Source organism: Streptomyces sp. Root1310 (assembly GCF_001426425.1).
Lineage (GTDB): Bacteria > Actinomycetota > Actinomycetes > Streptomycetales > Streptomycetaceae > Streptomyces.
On sequence record NZ_LMEQ01000030.1, the window covers coordinates 118,742 to 138,248 of the forward strand.

Below are 19,507 nucleotides of genomic sequence, written 5' to 3' on the forward strand. Positions count from 1 at the left end.
CGTCGCGCCCCCGCTCACCAGCCGGTCAGCAACAGGTGGTTGAGCAGCAGGGCCAGGACGGCCTGGGCGGCCAGCCAGGCACGGGGGTGGGTGAGGAACGCGCAGGACGGGAGGAGCCACAGGGCGAAGGGGAGCCAGATGCGTTCCGTCTCCGCCTTGCTCATGCCGGACAGGTCGGCGACGAGCAGGGCGAGCAGGGCGGCGGCCACGAGAAGGGCGAGGCGGCCGGCCGCGCCGGAGCGGTGCGGGCCGTCACAGCGCGGGAGGCCGCGGTGGTGCCGGAGCGTCGCGCCGGTCCGCCGCAGGCCGGCCGCCGTCGCCAGGCCCGTGATCAGAACCGTGCACGCGAGGTTGGCCCACACCCAGTAGCCGTAGGGGCGGATCCCGCCCGCGCCCTGCCGGTAGCGCGTGACCAGCAGCCGGTAGGCCTCCCACCAGTCGAATCCGGCGAGGGTGAACGCCGTCGGCACGACGGCCGCCCCGGCGAGCACCAGGACGAGCAGTTCCGGACGCTCCCGGACGCGCCCCCGGCCGAGCAGCAGCACCGCCGCGCCGATCAGCGCGAAGAGCGTGAGGCCGTAGGAGAGATAGCAGGTCAGGCCGAGGAGCAGGCCTGAGCCCAGCGCCCCGCTCCTGACCCGCCGTCCCGTGACCGCCAGGGCCAGCAGTGCCACGGACCACGCCGCGACCGCCGCGAAGTACGCGTCCGCCGACGTCCCCATCCACACCGCGGCCGGAGCCAGCGCCAGGAAGGGCGCCGCCCGCCGCGCGAGCCCCTCGTCGGCCAGCGCCCGCACCGCCACCAGGACGGCCACGCAGGCCGTCGCGCCGACGGCGACGCACCAGAGCCCGGCCCAGCCCCCGCCTCGCAGCCCGATCCGGTCGAGCAGCACGAAGGTCAGCGTGGCCGCCGGGGGATGACCCGCCACATGTGCGGGCCAGTTGTCCGGGGACTCCAGGAGGATGTGGTGGGTGAAGTCGCGCAGTGCCGCCGGGACGTCGTGGAAACGGCCGACGACCTGGAGGTACTCGTGGCGGGAGGTGAGCCGCCCGGCGACGCCCCGCTGCCAGCCGTCGATCAGGGCGAGGGAAAGGATCCAGGCCGTGGCCGTGCCCCAGGCCGTCACGAGCAGGGCCCGCCAGGGCAGGCGGGCGGCCAGGGCGGGGCCGTACCCCACGGTCGCGACCGCCACCACGACGGCCACCGGGCTGCCCGGTCCCCCATGAGGGCCCCAACTTCCCAGCAGGGGAGGCCAGTCGACGCGCAAGGTGTGACGGGTGTGCTGGATGTGGTGGCCGATCAGCACGGCCGCCGTCACGAGCAGGACGGCGGCGCCCACCGCGTGCAGGTCGCGGCGGAGGTCGCGGGCGATGCCTCCGGAGCGTCGGACGCGCGGCTCGGCGGAGCGGAGAGTGCTGTTCACACCGGCACGCTAGGCCGGGCGGCGGGCCGCGGGCCGCCGCCCGGGCCGGACGTCAGCGTTTCGTCATGGGTCGCGCACCCGTTTCCGGGGGTGCCGCGGCCTACGGTCGGATCATGCGAGACGACTCACGGCTCCCCACCTCCCCCGGCTTCTGGCGCAGCCCACTGCGAGGCCCCTGGTTCACCTCGGTGCTCGGCCTGGTGCTGCTCGTAGGCATCACGGTGCTGTTCGTGACGGGCCTGGTCTCGTACGCCGCCTACAACCCGGACCTCTCCCCGGTGAACGACAAGACCCCGGACAAGGGGATCCTCGGCTTCTACCTCTTCTCCTGGCCGACCGACCCGCACTGGCTGTACCGGGTCGACCAGGGCGTCCACGTCACGCTCGGCGTCACCCTGATCCCCGTCCTGCTGGCCAAGCTGTGGTCGGTCGTGCCGAAGCTGTTCACCCTGCCGCCGGCCCGCTCGCTCGCCCACGCGCTCGAACGGATCTCCCTGCTGCTGCTGGTCGGCGGAGCGCTGTTCGAGTTCACGACGGGCGTGCTCAACGTCCAGCTCGACTACGTCTTCCCCGGCTCCTTCTACCCGCTGCACTTCTACGGCGCATGGGTCTTCTTCGCCGCGTTCGTCGCCCACGCCGTGCTGAAGGTCCCGGCGGCCGTACGCAATCTGCGCCGCCTGCGGGCGGACGAGCCGCTCTCGCCGGGGGAGCCCGCGCCCGAGCAGGAGCTCGTCTCCCCGCGCCCGGACCCCGCGACCGTCTCCCGGCGCGGAGCGCTGTGGTTCGTCGGAGGCGGCTCGCTGCTGCTGTTCGCCACGACGGCGGGCCAGAGCTTCGACGGACCTCTGCGGCGCACCGCCCTGCTCGCTCCGCACGGTGGAGCCGACCCGGGGAGCGGCCCGAACGGCTTCCAGATCAACAAGACGGCCGCGTACGCCGGGATCACCGCGCCCGAGACGGACGAGGACGCCTGGCGCCTCGTCGTCACGGGGCGCACCCGCACCCTCCGCCTCAGCCGCGCCGAACTCCGTGAACTCCCGCTGTACAGTGCGGCGTTGCCCATCGCCTGCGTCGAGGGCTGGTCGACCTCGGACCAGTGGTGGCGGGGCGTACGGCTACGGGACCTGGCCGCGCTCGTCGGCTACGACGACCCGCCGGACGTGTTCGTCGAGTCCCTCCAGCGGCACGGCGCCTTCCGCCACGCCGCTCTGCGCGCCAACCAGGTCGCCGACCCGCGCTCCCTGCTCGCCCTGTACGTCAACGGCGAGTCCCTGACCCCCGACCACGGCTACCCGGCGCGCGTCATCGTGCCCGCCGCGCCCGGCGTGCTCAACACCAAATGGGTGGCCCGGATGACCTTCGGAGAGACGCGATGACGCCCGTGCGACGACGGCCGGTGATCGGCAGCCCGTTCCAGATCCTTCTGCTCGCCTGCTCGTTCGCGCTCGCCGCCTACGCGGGCGTGCGTCTCCTCGCCGACGACTGGTTCGGCGTGGCGCTGTGGTGGGTGGGGGCGGCGCTGCTGCACGACCTCGTGCTGCTGCCCCTGTACGCAGGGGCCGACCGGGCTGTCGCACACGGGCTCGGCGCGACCGGTCAGTGGCACCGGACGATGTACGTCCGGGTACCGGCCGCGCTCTGCGGGCTGCTGCTGCTCGTGTGGTTCCCGCTGATCAGCGGGAGGGTGGAAGCCCGCTACCGGTCGGCCACCGGCCGCTCGGCGGACGCGTTCCTCGCCCACTGGCTGCTGATCACCGCGGCACTCTTCGGCGGTTCGGCGCTGCTCCTCGCGCTGCGGCTGCGCAGGGCGAGGAAGCAGCGGCCGCCGGCCGTCCACTGACCGGCCGTCCGCCAGCCCCCGCGGTCCGCGTACCGCAGCAGGGCCGGCGTGCCGACCCGGGCCCAGGGGAACGCCCGGCCGGTGCCGCCCGCCTCGGGCAGGCCGACGACCTCGACCTCCGCCCGCTCGTCCACGTCCACCGGCGCGGTCTCGGCGATCAACAGGCCACCCGGGACGAGCAGGGCGGCCGCCCGGCGCAGCAGCGCGAGCGGGTCGCCGCCGATGCCGACATTGCCGTCGATGAGCAGCACGGTCGCCCAGCGCCCCTCGCCCGGCAGCGGGTCGAAGACCGACCGCCGCAGCGCCTGGCCGCCCAGCCGAAGGGTGTGGGCCACGGCGGCCTCGCTGACGTCGATGCCCAGCACGGGCCTTCCCCGGGCGGCGAGTTCGGCCACCAGCCGGCCGGGCCCGCAGCCCACGTCCAGCACGGCTCCCTCGCACCGGTCCAGGATCGCCAGATCGGCCGGGTCGGCGCGGGCGCACCACCGTTCCACCTCCAGCGGCAGCAGCCAGCCGTCGGCACGGCGCAGGAACAGCGGGCCCTGCCCGGTGCGCAGGGCGGCGCTGTACGGATCGGCGGCGGCCCAGTCGGTGGCGACCTCCGCGACGGACTCCGGCACACCGGCGTCGGCGGGGCCGGTCCCCGTGAGGTCGTACGCGGTGCTCACCGGCTCACCACCGCCGTGCACCCGGCGAGACAGGCGGCGAAGCGGCTGTGCGGGGCCAGCGCGGCGACGGCCGTCGCGTCCGCGGCCGTGTCCACGTCCCGCAGACACGGCAGGTCGCGCACCCGCAGCCCCGCGCCGACGAGCCGCGCCCGCTGCACGGCCCCCGTCGAAGGCGTCGACATGGGCACGCCGCGCAGCAGAGCGGGATCGGGCTCGGCGAGCCCCAGCGCCCAGAAGCCGCCGTCCCGCGCGGGCCCGAAGTACGCGTCGCAGCCGTCGAAGTCGGCGGTCAGCAGCTCCGGCGTCACCTGCGGAGTGTCCATCCCGATGAGAAGAGCCGGGCCGTCGCACCGGGCGAAGGCGTTCGCGAGCCGTTCGTCGAGACCGCCCGCGCACTGCGGTACGACGTCGAAGCCGGACGGCAGCCAGGGCCCGGGGGCGCCGTCCAGCACCAGGACGCGGCGGGAGGCGGGCGTGGCCGCCACCACCCGCAGGGTGTCGGACAGCGCCGCCTCCGCCAGCGCGGCGGCCTCCCGTGGCGTGAACGCGGGAGTGAGCCGGGTCTTCACCCGGCCGGGCAGCGGTTCCTTGGCGATGACGAGCAGCGTGGTCACCGGGCGACTCCTTCGCGCGCCGGAACGCCGTTGAGGACGCGGCTCATGTCCCGGACCGCCTGCCAGGTGCCACGCCAGGTGCCCGTCACCTTCGAAGCGCCCGTACGGGGCAGGTAGGGGACGTCGTGCTCGGTGATCCGCCAGCCCGCGTCGGCCGCGCGCACGACCATCTCCAGCGGGTAGCCGCTGCGCCGGTCGGTGAGCCCGAGGGCGAGCAGCGGCTCACGGCGGGCGGCCCGCAGCGGGCCGAGGTCGTGCAGGCGCAGCCCGGTACGGCGGCGCAGCAGCCTGGCGAGCGCGAGGTTCCCGGCCCGGGCGTGCGCGGGCCACGCCCCCCGGCCCAGCGGTCGTCGGCGGCCGAGCACCAGATCGGCCGTGCCGGCGCGGACCTCGTGGACGAACGGCGCGAGCAGAGCCGGGTCCAGGGAGGCGTCGCAGTCGCAGAAGCAGACGACGTCGGCGGTGGCCGCGGTCAGTCCGGCATGGCAGGCGGCACCGAAGCCCCGGCGGGGCTCGTGGACGACTCTCGCGCCGAGCGCGCGGGCGATCTCCGGCGAGCCGTCGGTCGATCCGTTGTCGACGACGAGGGCCCGCCAGCCGCTCGGCACGCGGGCGAGCACCCAGGGGAGCGCCTCGGCCTCGTTGAGACAGGGGAGCACGACATCTACTTCTACGTCCGTGGTCACGGTCCTCACCCTACGAACGCAAAGAGGGCAAACCGGGCTTCGGCTCCTTACGAAACGCGGACGTCCGGGCGCCGGGGCGCCCGAGACGCGGCACGCACCGGGCCGCGGTGCGAGGCTGGGCGCATGCAGCAGTACGAGTCCCCGCCCCCTCCACCGGCACCGGCACCGGCCCGGGTCCTGGTCGTGGACGACGACCCCACGGTCTCGGAGGTCGTCGCCGGATACCTGGACCGGGCCGGCTATGTCGTCGACCGGGCCGACGACGGCCCGACCGCGCTGACCCGGGCCGCCGCGCACTGGCCCGACCTGGTGGTGCTGGACCTGATGCTGCCCGGCATGGACGGTCTGGAGGTGTGCCGCCGGATGCGCGGGCACGGGCCCGTGCCGGTCATCATGCTGACCGCGCGCGGCGACGAGGACGACCGCATCATGGGCCTGGAGGTCGGCGCCGACGACTACGTCACCAAGCCCTTCAGTCCCCGCGAACTCGTACTGCGGGTGGAGTCGGTGCTGCGCCGCAGCCGGCCCGCCACCGGTACCCGGGTGCTGGGCGCGGCCGGCCTGTCCCTCGATCCCGGTGCCCGCCGCGCCACCAAGGACGGCACCGAACTCGCTCTCACCCTGCGCGAGTTCGACCTGCTCGCGTTCTTCCTGCGGCATCCCGGGCGGGCGTTCGGCCGGGAGGACCTGATGCACGAGGTGTGGGGCTGGGAGTTCGGTGACCTGTCCACCGTGACCGTCCATGTGCGCCGGCTGCGCGGCAAGGTCGAGGACGACCCGGCGCGGCCGCGGCTGATCCGGACGGTGTGGGGCGTGGGCTACCGCTTCGAACCCGGACCCGACCGAGAGGGGGAGTGACCGTGCGCGACACCCTGCTCATCGCCGTGTTCGCCTTTCTCGGCGCCCTGCTCGCCGGGCTGCTCGGCGCGGGGGCGCTGTGGCTGCTGCGCCGCCGTTCGCTCACCGCCTCGCTCACCGTGGTGGCCGCCGTCGCCGTGACCGCGATGCTGGCGGGCACGCTGGCCGTGGCGCAGGCGATGTTCCTGTCCGGGCACGACCTGAGCGTCGTGACGACGGTCGTGGCCATGGCCGCGGTGGTCTCGCTGGCCACCGCCCTGCTGCTCGGCCGCTGGGTGGTCGCCCGCAGCCGTGAACTCACCCGCGCCGCCCGTTCGTTCGGCGACGGCGGCGCCTTCACCGCCCCCCCAGGGCCGGCCACCGCCGAACTGGACGCGCTGAGCCGCGAGCTGGCGGTGACCAGCGGGAAGCTCGCCGAGTCCCGGGACCGCGAACGAGCGCTGGAGGCGTCCAGACGCGAACTCGTCGCCTGGATCTCGCACGACCTGCGCACTCCGCTGGCCGGACTGCGGGCGATGTCGGAGGCGCTGGAGGACGGTGTCGCGGCCGACCCCGACCGCTATCTGCGCCAGATCCGTACCGAGGTGGAGCGGCTCAACGCCATGGTGGGCGACCTGTTCGAGCTCTCCCGCATACACGCCGGCGCGCTCGCGCTGTCCACCTCCCGCATGTCCGTGTACGACCTGGTCGGCGACGCCCTCGCCGGTGCCGACCCACTGGCCCGCGAACACGGCGTGCGGCTCGTCGGCGGCCGGGTCGAGCCTCTTCCGGTCGAGGTGGACGGCAAGGAGATGAGCCGGGTGCTGGGCAACCTGCTCGTCAACGCCATCCGGCGCACGCCCGCCGACGGCACGGTCGCCGTCGCCGCCGAACGCTCGCCCGCAGGCGTCGTCGTCTCCGTCACCGACGGCTGCGGCGGCATTCCCGAGGAGGACCTGCCGCGCGTCTTCGACACCGGGTGGCGCGGCACCCACGCCAGGACCCCGCCGGCCGGCGCGGGGCTCGGCCTCGCCATCGTGCGGGGGATCGTGGAGGCCCACCAGGGACGGGCCACGGTACGCAACATCCCGGGCGGCTGCCGCTTCGAGGTAACCCTGCCGACAGCCCCCTGAGCCCCCGCCCGGGCCGTGCGGCTGCGCCTGCCCGGGCCCGGCCCGCCCTCCCCGTGCCGGCGCTCCCCGTACCCCGCTCACCGCGTTCGTCCCGGTCGGTTCAGGCCTCGCGCAGTCCGGCTCGTGCGAACTCCCGCATTCCCTCCTGGAACCCGACCCGGGGCTTCCAGCCCAGCTCGGCCCGCAGCCGGGCGGAGTCCGCCGTGATGTGGCGGACGTCGCCCAGCCGGTATTCGCCGGTGACGACCGGCTGGGGCCCGCCGTACGCGGCGGCCAGGCTCCGGGCCATCTCGCCCACCGTGTGCGGCTCCCCGCTGCCGGCGTTGTACGCCGTCAGCGCGCCCTTCGGCGTGTCGGCGTCCAGCGCGGCCAGGTTGGCGGCGGCCACGTCCCGTACGTGCACGAAGTCCCGCCGCTGCCGCCCGTCCTCGAAGACACGCGGGGCCTCGCCCCGGGCCAGCGCGGAGCGGAAGAAGGAGGCGACCCCGGCGTACGGGGTGTCCCGGGGCATCCGGGGCCCGTACACGTTGTGGTAGCGCAGCGCCACCGCCGTCCCGCCCGTCGACCTGGCCCAGGCGGCGGCCAGATGCTCCTGGGCGAGCTTGGTCGTGGCGTACACGTTGCGCGGGTCGGCGGGGGCGTCCTCGGCGACGAGCCCGGGGTCGAGGGCCCTGCCGCACGCGGGGCACGGCGGCTCGAACCGTCCCGCGTCCAGATCGGCGACGGCCCGTGGCCGCGGTCGCACCACCCCGTGCTCCCGGCACTCGTAGCGCCCCTCCCCGTAGACGACCATCGACCCGGCGAGCACGAGCCGCCCGACACCGGCCGCGGCCATGGCGGCGAGCAGGACGGCCGTCCCCAGGTCGTTGCGCGAGACGTACTCCGCCGCGTCGGCGACCCCGTCGCCGAGCCCGACCATCGCGGCCTGGTGACAGACGGCGTCGACGCCGTCGAGGGCACGGGCGACGGCGACCGGGTCGCGCACGTCGGCGCCGGGGTCCTGCCGGACGTCGTACACGAGCGCCTCGTGCCCGCGCGCACGCAGGGCGTCGACGACATGGGACCCGATGAATCCGGCACCGCCGGTGACCAGTACACGCATACCGCCACGCTAGGGCCGCGGCCGGTCCGGACCCCGTGAACCGCCCGGCGCGTCATCACTCCGTAAGACGCAGCACGCGCGTCGGACCGGGACGGAACGGAGCGTTCGCGAGACGCTTCCCAGGCCTTCAGCAAGGGAGACCCTCATGGCAGCCTCGCCCCCCTCCGGCGACACCTACCGCTTCGCCGACCTCAGCGCCCTGTTCGTCAACTGCACCCTGAAACCGTCCCCGCAGCTCAGCCACACCCAGGGCCTGGTCGACAAGAGCCGGGCCGTCATGGACGCGCACGGGGTGAGTACCGACGAGTTCCGGGCCGTCGACCACGACATCGCCCCCGGCGTCTACCCCGACATGACCGCGCACGGCTTCGCCACCGACGCCTGGCCGGACCTGTACGAGCGGGTGATGGCGGCCGACATCCTGGTGCTGGCCGGACCGATCTGGCTCGGCGACAACAGCTCCGTGACGAAGAAGGTCGTCGAGCGCCTCTACAGCTGCTCCGGCCTGCTCAACCCGCAGGGTCAGTACGCCTTCTACGGCCGGGTCGGGGGCTGTCTGATCACCGGCAACGAGGACGGCGTGAAGCACTGCGCGATGAACCTGCTCTACAGCCTCCAGCACCTCGGCTACACGATCCCGCCGCAGGCGGACGCCGGCTGGATCGGTCCGGCGGGCCCCGGGCCCTCGTACCTGGATCCCGGCTCGGGCGGTCCGGAGAACGACTTCACCAACCGCAACACGACCTTCATGACGTGGAACCTGATGCACCTCGCGGCCCTGCTCAAGCGCAACGGCGGCGTCCCGGCACACGGCAACCAGCGCTCGGAGTGGGACGCGGGCTGCCGCTTCGACGCGCCCAACCCCGACTACCGCTGACGACCGACACCGAGGTGGCCCCGGTCCGGCCACGCCCAGCGCGCCCGTGCATCCGCGCCCGTGGATCCGTGCCCGGGGGTCCGTGCCCGCGGATCCGTGCCCGGTACGACCGCGCTCGCGCCGCCGGCCGGGGGCGGACCCCCGGCCGGCGCGCGCTCGATGTCCCGCTCAGAGCTGGCCGGACTCCGCGATGGTGATCTTCGCGGAGGTCGAACCGCTGCGCGAGCCGTAGGACTCGATCTTCTTGACGAGGGCCATGCTGGCCTCGTCGGCGACCTCGCCGAACACCACGTGCTTGCCGTCGAGCCAGTCGGTGACGATCGTGGTGATGAAGAACTGCGAGCCGTTGCTGTTGGGGCCGGCGTTGGCCATGGAGAGCAGGCCGGGCCGGTCGTGCTTCAGCGTGAAGTTCTCGTCGGCGAACTTCTCGCCGTAGATGCTCTTGCCGCCCGTGCCGTTGCCGCGGGTGAAGTCGCCACCCTGGAGCATGAAGTCCGGGATGACCCGGTGGAAGGAAGAGCCGGCGAAACCGAAGCCCTTCTCGCCGGTGGCCAGCGCGCGGAAGTTCTCGGCCGTCTTGGGGACGACGTCTTCGAACAGGTTGAAGTTGATCCGCCCGGCGGGCTCGTCGTTGATGGTGATGTCGAAGTAGATCTTGAACGTCATGGTTCTATCCTGCACGGTCGAGCGGGCCCTGCCGAATCGAGGGGTCGTGTCGGCCCTCACAGTCGCCGATCGGGGCGGTCGGCGAGGGCCGCCGATCAGTCGACCGGCCAGGTGTGGGCAGGGGCGTTGAGGTGCATGTAGTCGATGTAGAGCTGTGTCATCCGCCGCAGCGCCTCGTGGCGGCCGGCCTGGGCGGAGGCGGTGATCCGATGGAACATCTCCTTCTGCCAGACGGCGCCGTTACGGCCGGTGACGCACCGCTGTTCGATGATTCCGAGCAGTGGCTCCCGCCAGGCCGCGTCCATCCCCGAGAGTTCCAGCCCCCGGTGTGCCAGCGGCAGCAGACGCCGCAGGACGAGCTCGGCCACCGGGGCCTCACCCATGCCGGGCCAGTACAGCCGGGCGTCGATGCCGTCCCGCGCCGCCGTGTGCAGATTGTCCTCGGCGGCCCGGAAGGACATCCGCGACCACACCGGCCGCTCGTCCTCCACCAGGGCCCGGGTGAGGCCGTAGTAGAAGGCGCCGTTGGCGAGGGTGTCGGCTACGGTCGGACCGGCCGGCAGACAGCGGTTCTCCACCCGCACGTGCGGCTGGTCGTGGGCGACGGCGTAGACCGGACGGTTCCAGCGGTAGATGGTGCCGTTGTGCAGGGTCAGCTCGCCCAGTTCCGGCACGTCCCCTCCGGTCAGCGTCTCGCGCGGATCCTGCTCGTCGCACAGGGGGAGCAGCGCGGGGAAGTAGCGCAGGTTCTCCTCGAAGAGGTCGAAGACGCTGGTGATCCACCGTTCCCCGAACCACACCCGGGGCCGTACGCCCTGCACCTTGATCTCCTGCGGACGGGTGTCGGTGGCCTGCTCGAACAGCGGGATACGGGTCTCGTGCCACAACTCCTTCCCGAACAGGAACGGTGAGTTGGCCGCCAGCGCCACCTGGACTCCGGCGATCGCCTGCGCCGCGTTCCAGTAGGCGGCGAACTCGTCGGGGGAGACCTGGAGATGGAACTGCGTACTGGTGCACGCGGCCTCCGGGGTGATCGTGTCCGCGTAGGCGCGCAGCCGGTCGACACCGTCCAGCTCGATGTGCAGATCCTCGCCGCGCGCGGCGAACACCTGGTCGTTGAGCAGCCGGTAGCGGGCGTTCTCCGACAGCGCCGACTCACCGACGTCGTCCTGCCGCAGCGTCGGGAGGATACCGATCATGATCAGGTGCGTGCCGACCGTCCGGGCACGCTGCTCGGCGTGGTTGAGCGCGGCACGGATCTCCGCCTCCCAGGCGTCGGGACCGCCCTGCGTCAGGCGGCGCGGCGGCACGTTGATCTCGAGGTTGAAGCGGCCGAGCTCGGTGGACCAGGCGGGATCCGCGATCGCGTCGAGCACGTCGCTGTTGCGCATCGTCGGCTCGGCCTCGTCGTCGACCAGGTTCAGCTCGATCTCGAGACCGACCCGGGGCCGCTCGGACTCGAACCGCGACTCGCGCAGCATCTGCGCGAACACATCGAGGCACTCCTGCATCTTGATCCGGTACCGGCGGCGGTCCTCGCGGGTGAAGACCAGCGCCGGGACGTCACGTCCCATCGGCCCTCCCGGCTTGCCCTGTGTCGCACGCCCTTGCCTCCAGCCTCGCACCACCGGACGCCCCTCACCAGGCGGGAAGCGCGGCCCGCGGCGCACCCCGCCCGGAGCCCGGGCACCAGGAGGGCCTAGGTGATCGGTTCGGCCAGCCGGGCCACCTCCTGCGCGGCGTCCCGGGCCGCGCGCTCGGCCCGGTCCACGGCCCGAGCGGCGGTCCGCAGCCGTTCCTCGGCCTCCTGCCGCTCCTGCTCGGCCCGCCGGAGCTCCTGGCGCGCCCGGCGCAGCCGCTCCTCCGCCGCGGACTCGTGCGCACGGGCGCGGTCGTGCCGCTCGCGGGCCTGCCGGAGCGACGCGTCGGCATCGGCCCGTCCGGCGCTCATCTCCCGCAGCCGGCGCTCGGCGGCTTCCGCCGACCGCCGGGCCCGGCCGAGCTGCCCCTGCCGCAGGCGGCGCCGCTCGGCGAGTTCGTCCTCCGCCCGGGACCGCGTGTCCGGCGCCGCGGGCGCCGCTCCGGCCGCCGGCTTGCGCGCGAGGCCGGCGGCCGCCGCGTCCTGGGACGGGAAGCCGGCCGGTGGGGTGAGGGCGCTCTCCAGACGCCCGGCGGCCCACCGCTCCGCCGCCTCCTCGTCGGTGAGCACCGCGCGCAGGGTGGATTCGACGTCCTGCCGAGCCGCGCCCGACAGTCCGTGCCCGGCCTGCTGAGCCAGCTCGGCGGCCTGCCGCGACAACGCGGAGACGATGCTCCGGCGCTGCTCCGACAGCTCCCTGATCCCGTCGGCGTCCAGGGACCGGTACGCCTCGCGCAGCGCCCGCCCCAGCTCCAGGAACCGCTCGCTCTCCCGCGGCTGCGAGCGCAGCAGCAGGTTCGCCGCCCAGGCCGCGAGCGTGGGGCGCCGGGCGGCATGGATCCGACGGGCCTCGTCCCCGTGCCCGTCGCGCCTGGCCTCGGCGGCCAGCTGCTCCCGTCGGGCGACGAAGTCGGACGGCGGGGTGGCGTAGAGCTCGTCGAGCAGCCGCTCCACGTCCTGCCCCGCAGCGGGTCGAGCGGGTCGTGCACCCTTTCGCGCCATGATCAGCAGCGTCCACCCGGCCGGGCCCCCGCGCATCCCGACTGCGGGGGAGCCGGTGCGGGGCCGGGTTCCGGCCAACCTGAGCGCCGCTGAGTACGCGTACTCAGGTCCGGGGACGATCACCCCGGCAGAGTGTGGGGTCCATGACACATCACGGAGGAGCGAGCATGAGCCGAGCGAGAAAATCCCTGGTCATGACGGTGTTGGCCGCCTGTGCCCTGACGGGTGCCGGTACGGTGCCCGCCGCCGCGGCCGGGGATCCGCTGCTGCCGCACCCCGGTCCGGACGGACTGGTGTGGGTGGAGGAGTGGACGGGGGACGGCGGCGTCGCGTCGGGAGGTGCCTGGGAGGGCCTGCCGACCGTCCTCACGGTGGCCTGCGAGGGCGGTGGCAGCGTACGGGTGACGATGCGGTCGCAGGAGGAGGCCGAGGTCGCCGCGTTCTCGGTCGACTGCCCGGTCGGGAGCGCCGGGGTCGGCTCGGCGACCATGGCCGCGGGCGTGGTGCGGCCGGGCTCCTTCACCGTGGGAGTGGACGCCTCGGCCGACGCCGTCCGGTGGTCGCTGACGGTGACTCAACCGGAGTAGCGGACCCCCGGGCCCCCGGCTTCCCGGGCCCCCGAGAGCGGCGGTGCGGCGGGAGCGGGGGCAGCCGCCGGACCGGCCGGAGCGCCCGCGCGGCCGGCCGCATCGCCCCGGTCCTCGCTCGCGGTTCCCACCGGCTCCCCCTGCCTCCCCGCTCCTCCCCGCCCTGCTCATGGCCGCCGTCGCGGCCGCCCCGCACTGCTCGTGTGTCCATGGCGGGCGCGCCTGACCCTCTGTGACGACGCCCCTTCCCGGCGGAGATGCGCACCGGATGCGTCGTCAGCGGAGCGGGTTCAGACTGAGGGCGTGACTGGCATGTACACCAAACAGCAGGCGGGGAGTGCGCAGGAGGGCCCGCGCGGGCCTTCGCCGTCGCTGGCCCTCGCGGCCATGATGTTCGCGGTGTCGATGACGTTCATCGACCAGACCATCGTGTCGATCGCCACGCCGGACATCGTCCGCGAACTCGGCCTGTCCGCCTCCGGTATGCAGTGGGTCGTCAACGCCTATCTGCTGGCGCTGGCCGCGTTCTTCGCCCTCGGCGGACGGCTGGCGGACCTGCTCGGTCCGCGGCGCGTCGTGGTGGCGGGCACCCTGGTGTTCGTGGTCTCGTCGGTCCTGTGCGGCTGCGTACCCAGCGGCGACTTCGCACTGACGTGGCTCATCGTCTTCCGGGCGACCCAGGGGCTCGGCGCGGCCCTGCTCTTCCCCGCCGCGCTGGCGGTGGTCGTGGCGGTCTTCCCGGTGGAGCGGCGCGGCCGCGCCCTCGCCCTGTTCTTCGGTGTCACCGGCGCCCTGACCGCCATCGGGCCGCTCCTCGGCGGCTGGCTCACCGGCTGGACCTGGCGGGCGATCTTCTGGGTCAACGTGCCCGTGGCCGTCGTCGCGTTGATCCTGACCGCGCTCGCCCATGTCTCCGACCGCCGCCGTGACGAGCCCCTGGACGTGCGGGGCGCCGTGCTGATCGCGATCGGCATGGGCGGGAGCGTGCTCGGCTTCCAGCAGGCGTCCGCGTGGGGCTGGGACAGCGTGCTCACCTGGGTCTGCATCGTGGGCGGTCTGGCCGTGCTGTGGCTGTTCTGCCGCTACGAACGGCGCACGGCCCACCCGTTGGTCCAGCTCGCGGTCTTCCGGGACCGCGCCTTCGTGGTCGACGGACTCGTGCTGTTCTTCTCCATGCTCGCGTTCGTCCCGCTGTTCTTCTTCGCCTCCGTCTACGCGCAGGTGTCCCTGAGCGCCTCGCCCAACCAGGCAGCCCTGTATCTGCTGTACGTCTTCGCGGGCTTCGCGCTCGCCTCGCAGTGGGGCGGGCGGATCCTGGACAAGCGCGGCGCGCGGCCGACCCTGAAGATCGGCTGTGTGGTCGGAGCGGTGGGCTTCGCGCTCTGGGCCGGGAAGCTGACCGATCTGTCGATGCACGACCAGTGGCCCTACGCGGCCCTCGCGGGGGCCGGCATCGGCTTCGTCCTGGCGCCCGCCTCCACCGACGCAGTGAACCGGGCGATCGACGCCTCCTACGGCGAGGTCACCGGCATCACCCAGACGATCCGCAACTACGCGGCGAGCGTCGGCCTGGCACTCTACGGATCCCTGCTGACCCACCGGATGACCGAGAACGTCGACGACACCCTGCGGTCGGCCGGAATGCCGTCCGGGACCGCGCAGAGCACGGCTAAGAGCGTCGCCGAGTCGATCACCGGCACCGGCGACGACCAGAAGCTCAGCTCCGGCGGCTCGGCGGTCGCGCGGACGGTACAGGAGTCGATGCCGGAGATCCGGATGGACTTCGCCGAGGCCAACCAGTGGGTGTTCTACGGGATGGCGATCGCCCTGGGTATCGGATACCTCTGCGCGATCCGCCACCCCGGCGGCACGAGCGGCACGGAGCGGACCGACGTGCCGTCGGACGACCGTTCGCCCGCTCCCGACCGGGCGTCCTGACGACGGGGGATGGGGGATGGGGGACGGGGGATGGGTGATGGGTGATCTGGGACGGACGAGGGGCGACGGGCGTCGGACGAGGGGCGTGGGACGAGGGCCGGTGGCAACAGGCCGGTGGCCGACAGCGGGTGGCCGACAGCGGGTAGCCGGGAAAGCCGGAAGGCTTGCCCGGCTACCGGGTCTCAGCGGCTGCGAACGGCGCTGGTGGTGAAGAATCCCGTGGCCGCGGCGCTGAGCAGGGCGCAGACGGCGAGGAGGGCGGTACGTCGCATCGAGGGGCCTTTCCGGTGATGACGGATGGGTTCTGCACAACGCCGGTCGGCCCCCGGTCGCTTCGCCCCGGGACCGAGCCCACCCGTACGGATGCGGCCAAGCGTGTGTGCGTGCCGCCCCGGCCCGCGACGCCGGTGCCGTGGCCCGGCGCGTGACACGCCGCGTCCGGGGACTCAGGCGTCGACGTCCTCCGTCCGTACCGGCCGCCGCAGCAGATAGGCGCCCGCCGTCGAGACGAGGACGGCCATGCACCCGATGAACACGAGCCCGGCCCCCTCCAGGCCGAGGGGATCCACCAGCACGCCGACGCCGATCACCGGCACCGAGATGCCCGCGTAGGCCACCACGAAGAGGGTCGAGATCACCGCCGCGCGCCGGTCCCCGGGAGACGCCCCGGCCACCGCGGACAGTGCCCCGCGAAACGCCAGCCCCTGACCGGTGCCTCCGACGATCGCGCTCAGTACCAACAAGGCCGGCACCTCCCACCGCAACGCGCCCGCGAGCAGCGCCAGCCCGGCGAGCAGTGCTGCACAGCCCAGCGGCAGCGACCGCCCGACCCCGACCCGGCCGACGAGCAGCTGCCCGGCGGTCGAGGCGAAGAAGGCCAGCGCGACGATGAGGCCGCTCAGCGCGTGGTTGCTCACGTCGAGGGACTCGGCGAGGAACGCCGGGCTCACCGAGGTGAACACGCCGAACAGCGCGAACCCCGCGAACGAGGCGATGGCCGCCGGCCCGAACACCGCCCGCACCTCAGGGGGCAGGCCGGGCCGCTGCGGCCGTACGGTGCCCAGCGCTCGCCGGTGCCGCACGGTCTCCGGGAGCCACGCCACGACGCCGACCGAACAGGCCACCAGGGCGAGATGCACGACGAACGGCAGATACAGCGGCCATTCGGCGTACTGCGCGAGCAGCCCGGCGAGCAGGGGACCGCAGCCCAGCCCGCCCATGTTGGCGGCCGTCGCGACGAACGTGGCCCGGGAGGCGCCGCCGGGCGGTGCCAGGTCCATCACGTACGCCGTGGCGGCCCCGGTGAACAGCCCGGCGGAGAGCCCCGACAGCAGCCGTCCCGCGTACAGCCAGCCCAGGCCGGTGGCGGCCAGGAAACACACGGCGCTCGCCCCGGCGCAGCCCAGGCCCGCCACCAGCACCGGTCGTCTGCCCACGGTGTCCGAGGCGTTGCCCGCCAGCAGCAGCACACCGATGACCCCGAAGGCGTACACCGCGTACACGACGGTGACCGTCAGCTCGGAGAACCCGAACTTCTCCTGATAGAGGGGGTAGAGGGGGGTCGGCAGCGTGGTGCCGGCCATGCACACGGCGAAGACGGCTCCGCCGAGCAGACAGGGGAGCCATCCTCGGTGATCACGGTCCATGGCGGCGACAGTAACCGCGCGGGGACCCCGCAGAGGCCCGACGTGCCCGCCGTCGCGCGCGTCGCCGCGCGGCTTGCCCGCCGGAGCCGTCCGGAGCCGTCCGGGGGCGCCGGTCGGCCCGGGAGCCGACGATGGTCGGGCGACCGTCGACTCAGGCGTCCGGCGGGCGATTCCGGGTTGTTCCGGGCGGCTTCGGTTGTTCCGGCGGCGGTGTCCCCGTACGGGAGAAGGATCCGGCGCGCCGCGAGTGAGTGCCGGGCCGCACCGGAGCACGGGTCCGTCATCACCTCCCCGACGGCAGGGTCCACGCGGTCGGCGGCGGGATCAACGCCGGTCGCCGTGCGGTGACTTACCGCGACAGGCCGGGCTTCGAGGCTTCGGCCGGTTCGGCCGGTTCGGCGGGTGAGAGCGGCGCCCGGTCGAACCACTCCCTGGTCGCCGCACCGCCGGCGAGGGCCACCAGCAGCGAACCCAGGACGGCACCCGCGCTCCAGGCCACGTGGTGGGCCAGAGTCGCGACCGAGCCGCTCACGGCGATCACCCAGCCGACGCCGACCGCGCCCCTGCGCACGGCCCCACCGCCGTCGGCGAACCTCGCCGACACGACCAGCGACGTCACGGCGAGCGCCGCGCACGCGGTCGCCGCGAGCAGCAGCAGCCCGACGATCATGCCGCCCAGCGCGCCGGACTCGAAGACGGCCGCGGCCGCGGCCAGTCGTACCGAGCCGGCGATGCCCGACAGGCCCAGCACGACGAGCAGTATGCGGGCACATCTGGCCGTAACAGGCATTCGAGTCATAGGGATTCCTTGTGGCGTGCGGACGTCGGTCGCCGGGTGCGTGGGACACGGCGGGCCGGCCGGGTCACCGTAATCGCCCTGGCCATCAGGGCGACACCCCTTGGACGCCAGGTGACGACGACCCGTCGCGCATCCCTGGAACGGCGACACGACGGCCGACGTCCCGCGCGCGATGTGACGGGTCCCATTGCACTCACGGCCCCCAACCGGTGAATCTCTCCTCGCACGAATTTCCGAGGAACTGTTATCCGTTGCTTCCGCAGAGATCACCCATAGGACGGACAGCATCGTTCGGCGTCTAGGACAGGGAAGTCTCCATGAGTACACGGCACACGGTGGAGGCGGTGGCTCTCGTCACCGCCGCCCGATCGGGCGATCAGGCGGCCCAGGACGCGCTCGTCGGCGCGTACCTGCCGCTCGTCTACAACATCGTGGGCCGGGCGTTGAACGGTTCGGTGGACGTCGACGACGTCGTGCAGGACACCATGTTGCGCGCCCTGGACTCGCTGGGCTCGCTGCGGGATCCCGCGAGCTTCCGCTCCTGGCTGGTGGCCATCGCGATGAACCAGGTCCGGGCGCACTGGAACCGGCAGCAGCCCGTCCAGGGCGCCATGGAGGAGGCCGACGACGTCGCCGATCCGGGGGCCGACTTCGTCGACCTGACCATCGTGCAACTCCAGCTGTCCGGCCAGCGGCAGGAGACCGCGCGGGCGACGCGCTGGCTGGAGCCCGACGACCGGGGACTGCTGTCCCTGTGGTGGCTGGAGTGCGCCGGTGAACTGACCCGGGCCGAGATCGCCGCGGCCATGGACCTGACGCCGGAGCACACGGCGGTCCGCGTACAGCGGATGAAGGCGCAGCTGGAGGCGGCCCGGGTCGTCGTGCGGGCGCTGGACTCGCGGCCGCAGTGCCCGGAACTGCGCGGCGCGCTCGCGGGCTGGGACGGCCGGCCCTCGGCGTTGTGGCGCAAGCGCGTCGCCCGGCACGCGCGCGGCTGCGCACGCTGTTCGGGCCTGTGGAGCGGGCTGATGCCCGCCGAGGGTCTGCTGGCCGGGCTGGCGCTCGTCGCGGCGTCCTCCGCGCTGCTGGCGCGGACGAACCCCGCCACCGACACCCTCGCCGTGGTCGGCTCCGCGTCCCCGCTCGCCGGTGGCGAGGCACCGGGCGGATCCCTCCCGCCGGTGAACCGCCGTGCCACGAAGGACCGGACCACCTCCCGTACGGACGCCCGCCGCAGGCGGCGTACCCGCCGGCGGGCGGTCGGCGGCGCGGTCGTCGCCGCCTGCGTGGCGGGCGGCGGCCTGTACCACTTCGGCACCCAGCCGGACGGCGGGGCGGGGGAGAGCACCGCCGTACGGCCCGTTGACGACGTACTGGCCTCGGACGGCCCGACGCCGGACGGCGCCCGCAGCGGTTCGCCGTCGGCGTCCCCGTCCGCGTCGGCGTCCGCGTCGAAGTCGCCGAGTGCGAGCGCCTCGCCGTCTCCGCGCCCGAGCAGGACCGTGGTCGCGGCGGCCCCGGCGAAATCGTCCCAACCGAAGCGGACCGCTTCCGCGACGCCGACCGTGCGGGCGGGTTCGTCCGATCTCGCGACCCAGGTGATCGCCCTGGTCAACAAGGAGCGGACGACGGCGGGCTGCGGCCCCCTCACGGACGACAGCCTGCTGCGCGCCGCCGCACAGGGCCACTCCGACGACATGGCCGCCCGTGACTTCTTCGACCACACCAACCCCGACGGAGCCGACCCCGGTCGGCGCATCACGGCCGCCGGATACCGCTGGTCCACCTACGGCGAGAACATAGCCAAGGGGCAGCAGACGGCCTCGTCGGTGATGACGTCCTGGATGAACAGCGAGGGCCACCGGGCCAACATCCTGAACTGCTCCTTCAAGAACATCGGCATCGGAATCCACGACGGTGCCGGCGGCCCGTGGTGGACACAGAACTTCGGCGCCAAGCTCTGACCCGCGCACGGGCTGCCGGGTGCCCGCTCCCCTCGGCGCCCGATGTCCGACGCCAGACGCCCGCCGCCGAGCGGCCGATCGGGGA

Annotated in this window: 17 protein-coding genes; 7 read left to right on the forward strand and 10 right to left on the reverse strand. The window is 73.7% G+C overall.

Translation table 11 applies throughout. The features are described 5' to 3' along the window. Positions 1-14 precede the first annotated feature (14 nt). Positions 15-1,373, reverse strand: coding sequence for a hypothetical protein (locus ASD48_RS27825; RefSeq protein WP_107104443.1), 1,359 nt, complete (start codon positions 1,371-1,373; stop codon positions 15-17). Positions 1,374-1,537: 164 nt separating this feature from the next. On the opposite strand from ASD48_RS27825, the gene ASD48_RS27830 reads away from it, so the two are divergent. Further along, complete coding sequence (locus ASD48_RS27830) at positions 1,538-2,800, forward strand: molybdopterin-dependent oxidoreductase (RefSeq protein WP_057604486.1); 1,263 nt, start codon at positions 1,538-1,540, stop codon at positions 2,798-2,800. Positions 2,801-3,119: 319 nt separating this feature from the next. Here ASD48_RS27830 and ASD48_RS27835 read toward each other — a convergent pair whose 3' ends face one another. The 3 genes from ASD48_RS27835 to ASD48_RS27845 are packed head-to-tail and all read right to left on the reverse strand — an operon-like array spanning position 3,120 to position 5,232. Continuing rightward, the gene (locus tag ASD48_RS27835) at positions 3,120-3,884 is read right to left on the reverse strand and encodes a methyltransferase domain-containing protein (RefSeq protein ID WP_057605013.1); all 765 of its coding nucleotides are present in this window, start codon (positions 3,882-3,884) and stop codon (positions 3,120-3,122) included. Positions 3,885-3,928: 44 nt separating this feature from the next. Next, a complete protein-coding gene (locus ASD48_RS27840; RefSeq protein WP_057604487.1) occupies positions 3,929-4,546 on the reverse strand; it encodes a DUF2064 domain-containing protein in 618 nt (205 codons plus the stop codon). Continuing rightward, positions 4,543-5,232, reverse strand: a complete 690-nt coding sequence (locus ASD48_RS27845; RefSeq protein ID WP_057605014.1) for a glycosyltransferase family 2 protein — start codon at positions 5,230-5,232, stop codon at positions 4,543-4,545. Before ASD48_RS27845 ends, ASD48_RS27840 begins: the two co-directional genes overlap by 4 nt. 123 nt (positions 5,233-5,355) lie before the next feature. On the opposite strand from ASD48_RS27845, the gene ASD48_RS27850 reads away from it, so the two are divergent. Further along, positions 5,356-6,090: a response regulator transcription factor gene (locus tag ASD48_RS27850; RefSeq protein WP_057604488.1), complete on the forward strand. Its 735-nt coding sequence runs from the start codon at positions 5,356-5,358 to the stop codon at positions 6,088-6,090. Positions 6,091-6,092: 2 nt separating this feature from the next. Next, a complete protein-coding gene (locus ASD48_RS27855) occupies positions 6,093-7,202 on the forward strand; it encodes a HAMP domain-containing sensor histidine kinase (RefSeq protein WP_057605015.1) in 1,110 nt (369 codons plus the stop codon). 100 nt (positions 7,203-7,302) lie between these two features. Here the strand turns inward: ASD48_RS27855 and ASD48_RS27860 are convergent, their stop codons facing one another. Continuing rightward, complete coding sequence (locus tag ASD48_RS27860; RefSeq protein ID WP_057604489.1) at positions 7,303-8,304, reverse strand: NAD-dependent epimerase/dehydratase family protein; 1,002 nt, start codon at positions 8,302-8,304, stop codon at positions 7,303-7,305. A gap of 145 nt (positions 8,305-8,449) precedes the next feature. On the opposite strand from ASD48_RS27860, the gene ASD48_RS27865 reads away from it, so the two are divergent. Next, positions 8,450-9,181, forward strand: a complete 732-nt coding sequence (locus tag ASD48_RS27865; protein WP_057604490.1) for a flavodoxin family protein — start codon at positions 8,450-8,452, stop codon at positions 9,179-9,181. 168 nt (positions 9,182-9,349) lie between these two features. Here ASD48_RS27865 and ASD48_RS27870 read toward each other — a convergent pair whose 3' ends face one another. The 3 genes from ASD48_RS27870 to ASD48_RS27880 form a co-directional block, all read right to left on the reverse strand. Then, complete coding sequence (locus ASD48_RS27870; protein WP_057604491.1) at positions 9,350-9,847, reverse strand: peptidylprolyl isomerase; 498 nt, start codon at positions 9,845-9,847, stop codon at positions 9,350-9,352. 95 nt (positions 9,848-9,942) lie between these two features. Next, a complete protein-coding gene (locus ASD48_RS27875; protein WP_057604492.1) occupies positions 9,943-11,421 on the reverse strand; it encodes a glutamate-cysteine ligase family protein in 1,479 nt (492 codons plus the stop codon). Between the two features lie 125 nt (positions 11,422-11,546). After that, positions 11,547-12,488 carry a hypothetical protein gene (locus ASD48_RS27880; RefSeq protein ID WP_057605016.1) on the reverse strand — a complete coding sequence of 314 codons (942 nt, stop codon included), beginning with the start codon at positions 12,486-12,488 and terminating at the stop codon, positions 11,547-11,549. Positions 12,489-12,655: 167 nt separating this feature from the next. On the opposite strand from ASD48_RS27880, the gene ASD48_RS27885 reads away from it, so the two are divergent. After that, positions 12,656-13,075 (forward strand): hypothetical protein, encoded by a 420-nt coding sequence (locus tag ASD48_RS27885; RefSeq protein WP_242432753.1) that lies wholly within the window; start codon positions 12,656-12,658, stop codon positions 13,073-13,075. 312 nt (positions 13,076-13,387) lie between these two features. Further along, positions 13,388-15,013: an MFS transporter gene (locus ASD48_RS27890; RefSeq protein WP_057604493.1), complete on the forward strand. Its 1,626-nt coding sequence runs from the start codon at positions 13,388-13,390 to the stop codon at positions 15,011-15,013. A 446-nt stretch (positions 15,014-15,459) separates the two neighbouring features. Here ASD48_RS27890 and ASD48_RS27895 read toward each other — a convergent pair whose 3' ends face one another. Then, the gene (locus tag ASD48_RS27895) at positions 15,460-16,659 is read right to left on the reverse strand and encodes an MFS transporter (RefSeq protein ID WP_057604494.1); all 1,200 of its coding nucleotides are present in this window, start codon (positions 16,657-16,659) and stop codon (positions 15,460-15,462) included. Between the two features lie 349 nt (positions 16,660-17,008). Continuing rightward, positions 17,009-17,458 carry a hypothetical protein gene (locus ASD48_RS27900; protein WP_157880712.1) on the reverse strand — a complete coding sequence of 150 codons (450 nt, stop codon included), beginning with the start codon at positions 17,456-17,458 and terminating at the stop codon, positions 17,009-17,011. 317 nt (positions 17,459-17,775) lie between these two features. Between ASD48_RS27900 and ASD48_RS27905 the strand changes: the two genes are divergently transcribed. Next, a complete protein-coding gene (locus ASD48_RS27905) occupies positions 17,776-19,422 on the forward strand; it encodes a sigma-70 family RNA polymerase sigma factor (RefSeq protein WP_057604496.1) in 1,647 nt (548 codons plus the stop codon). Positions 19,423-19,507: the final 85 nt, after the last annotated feature.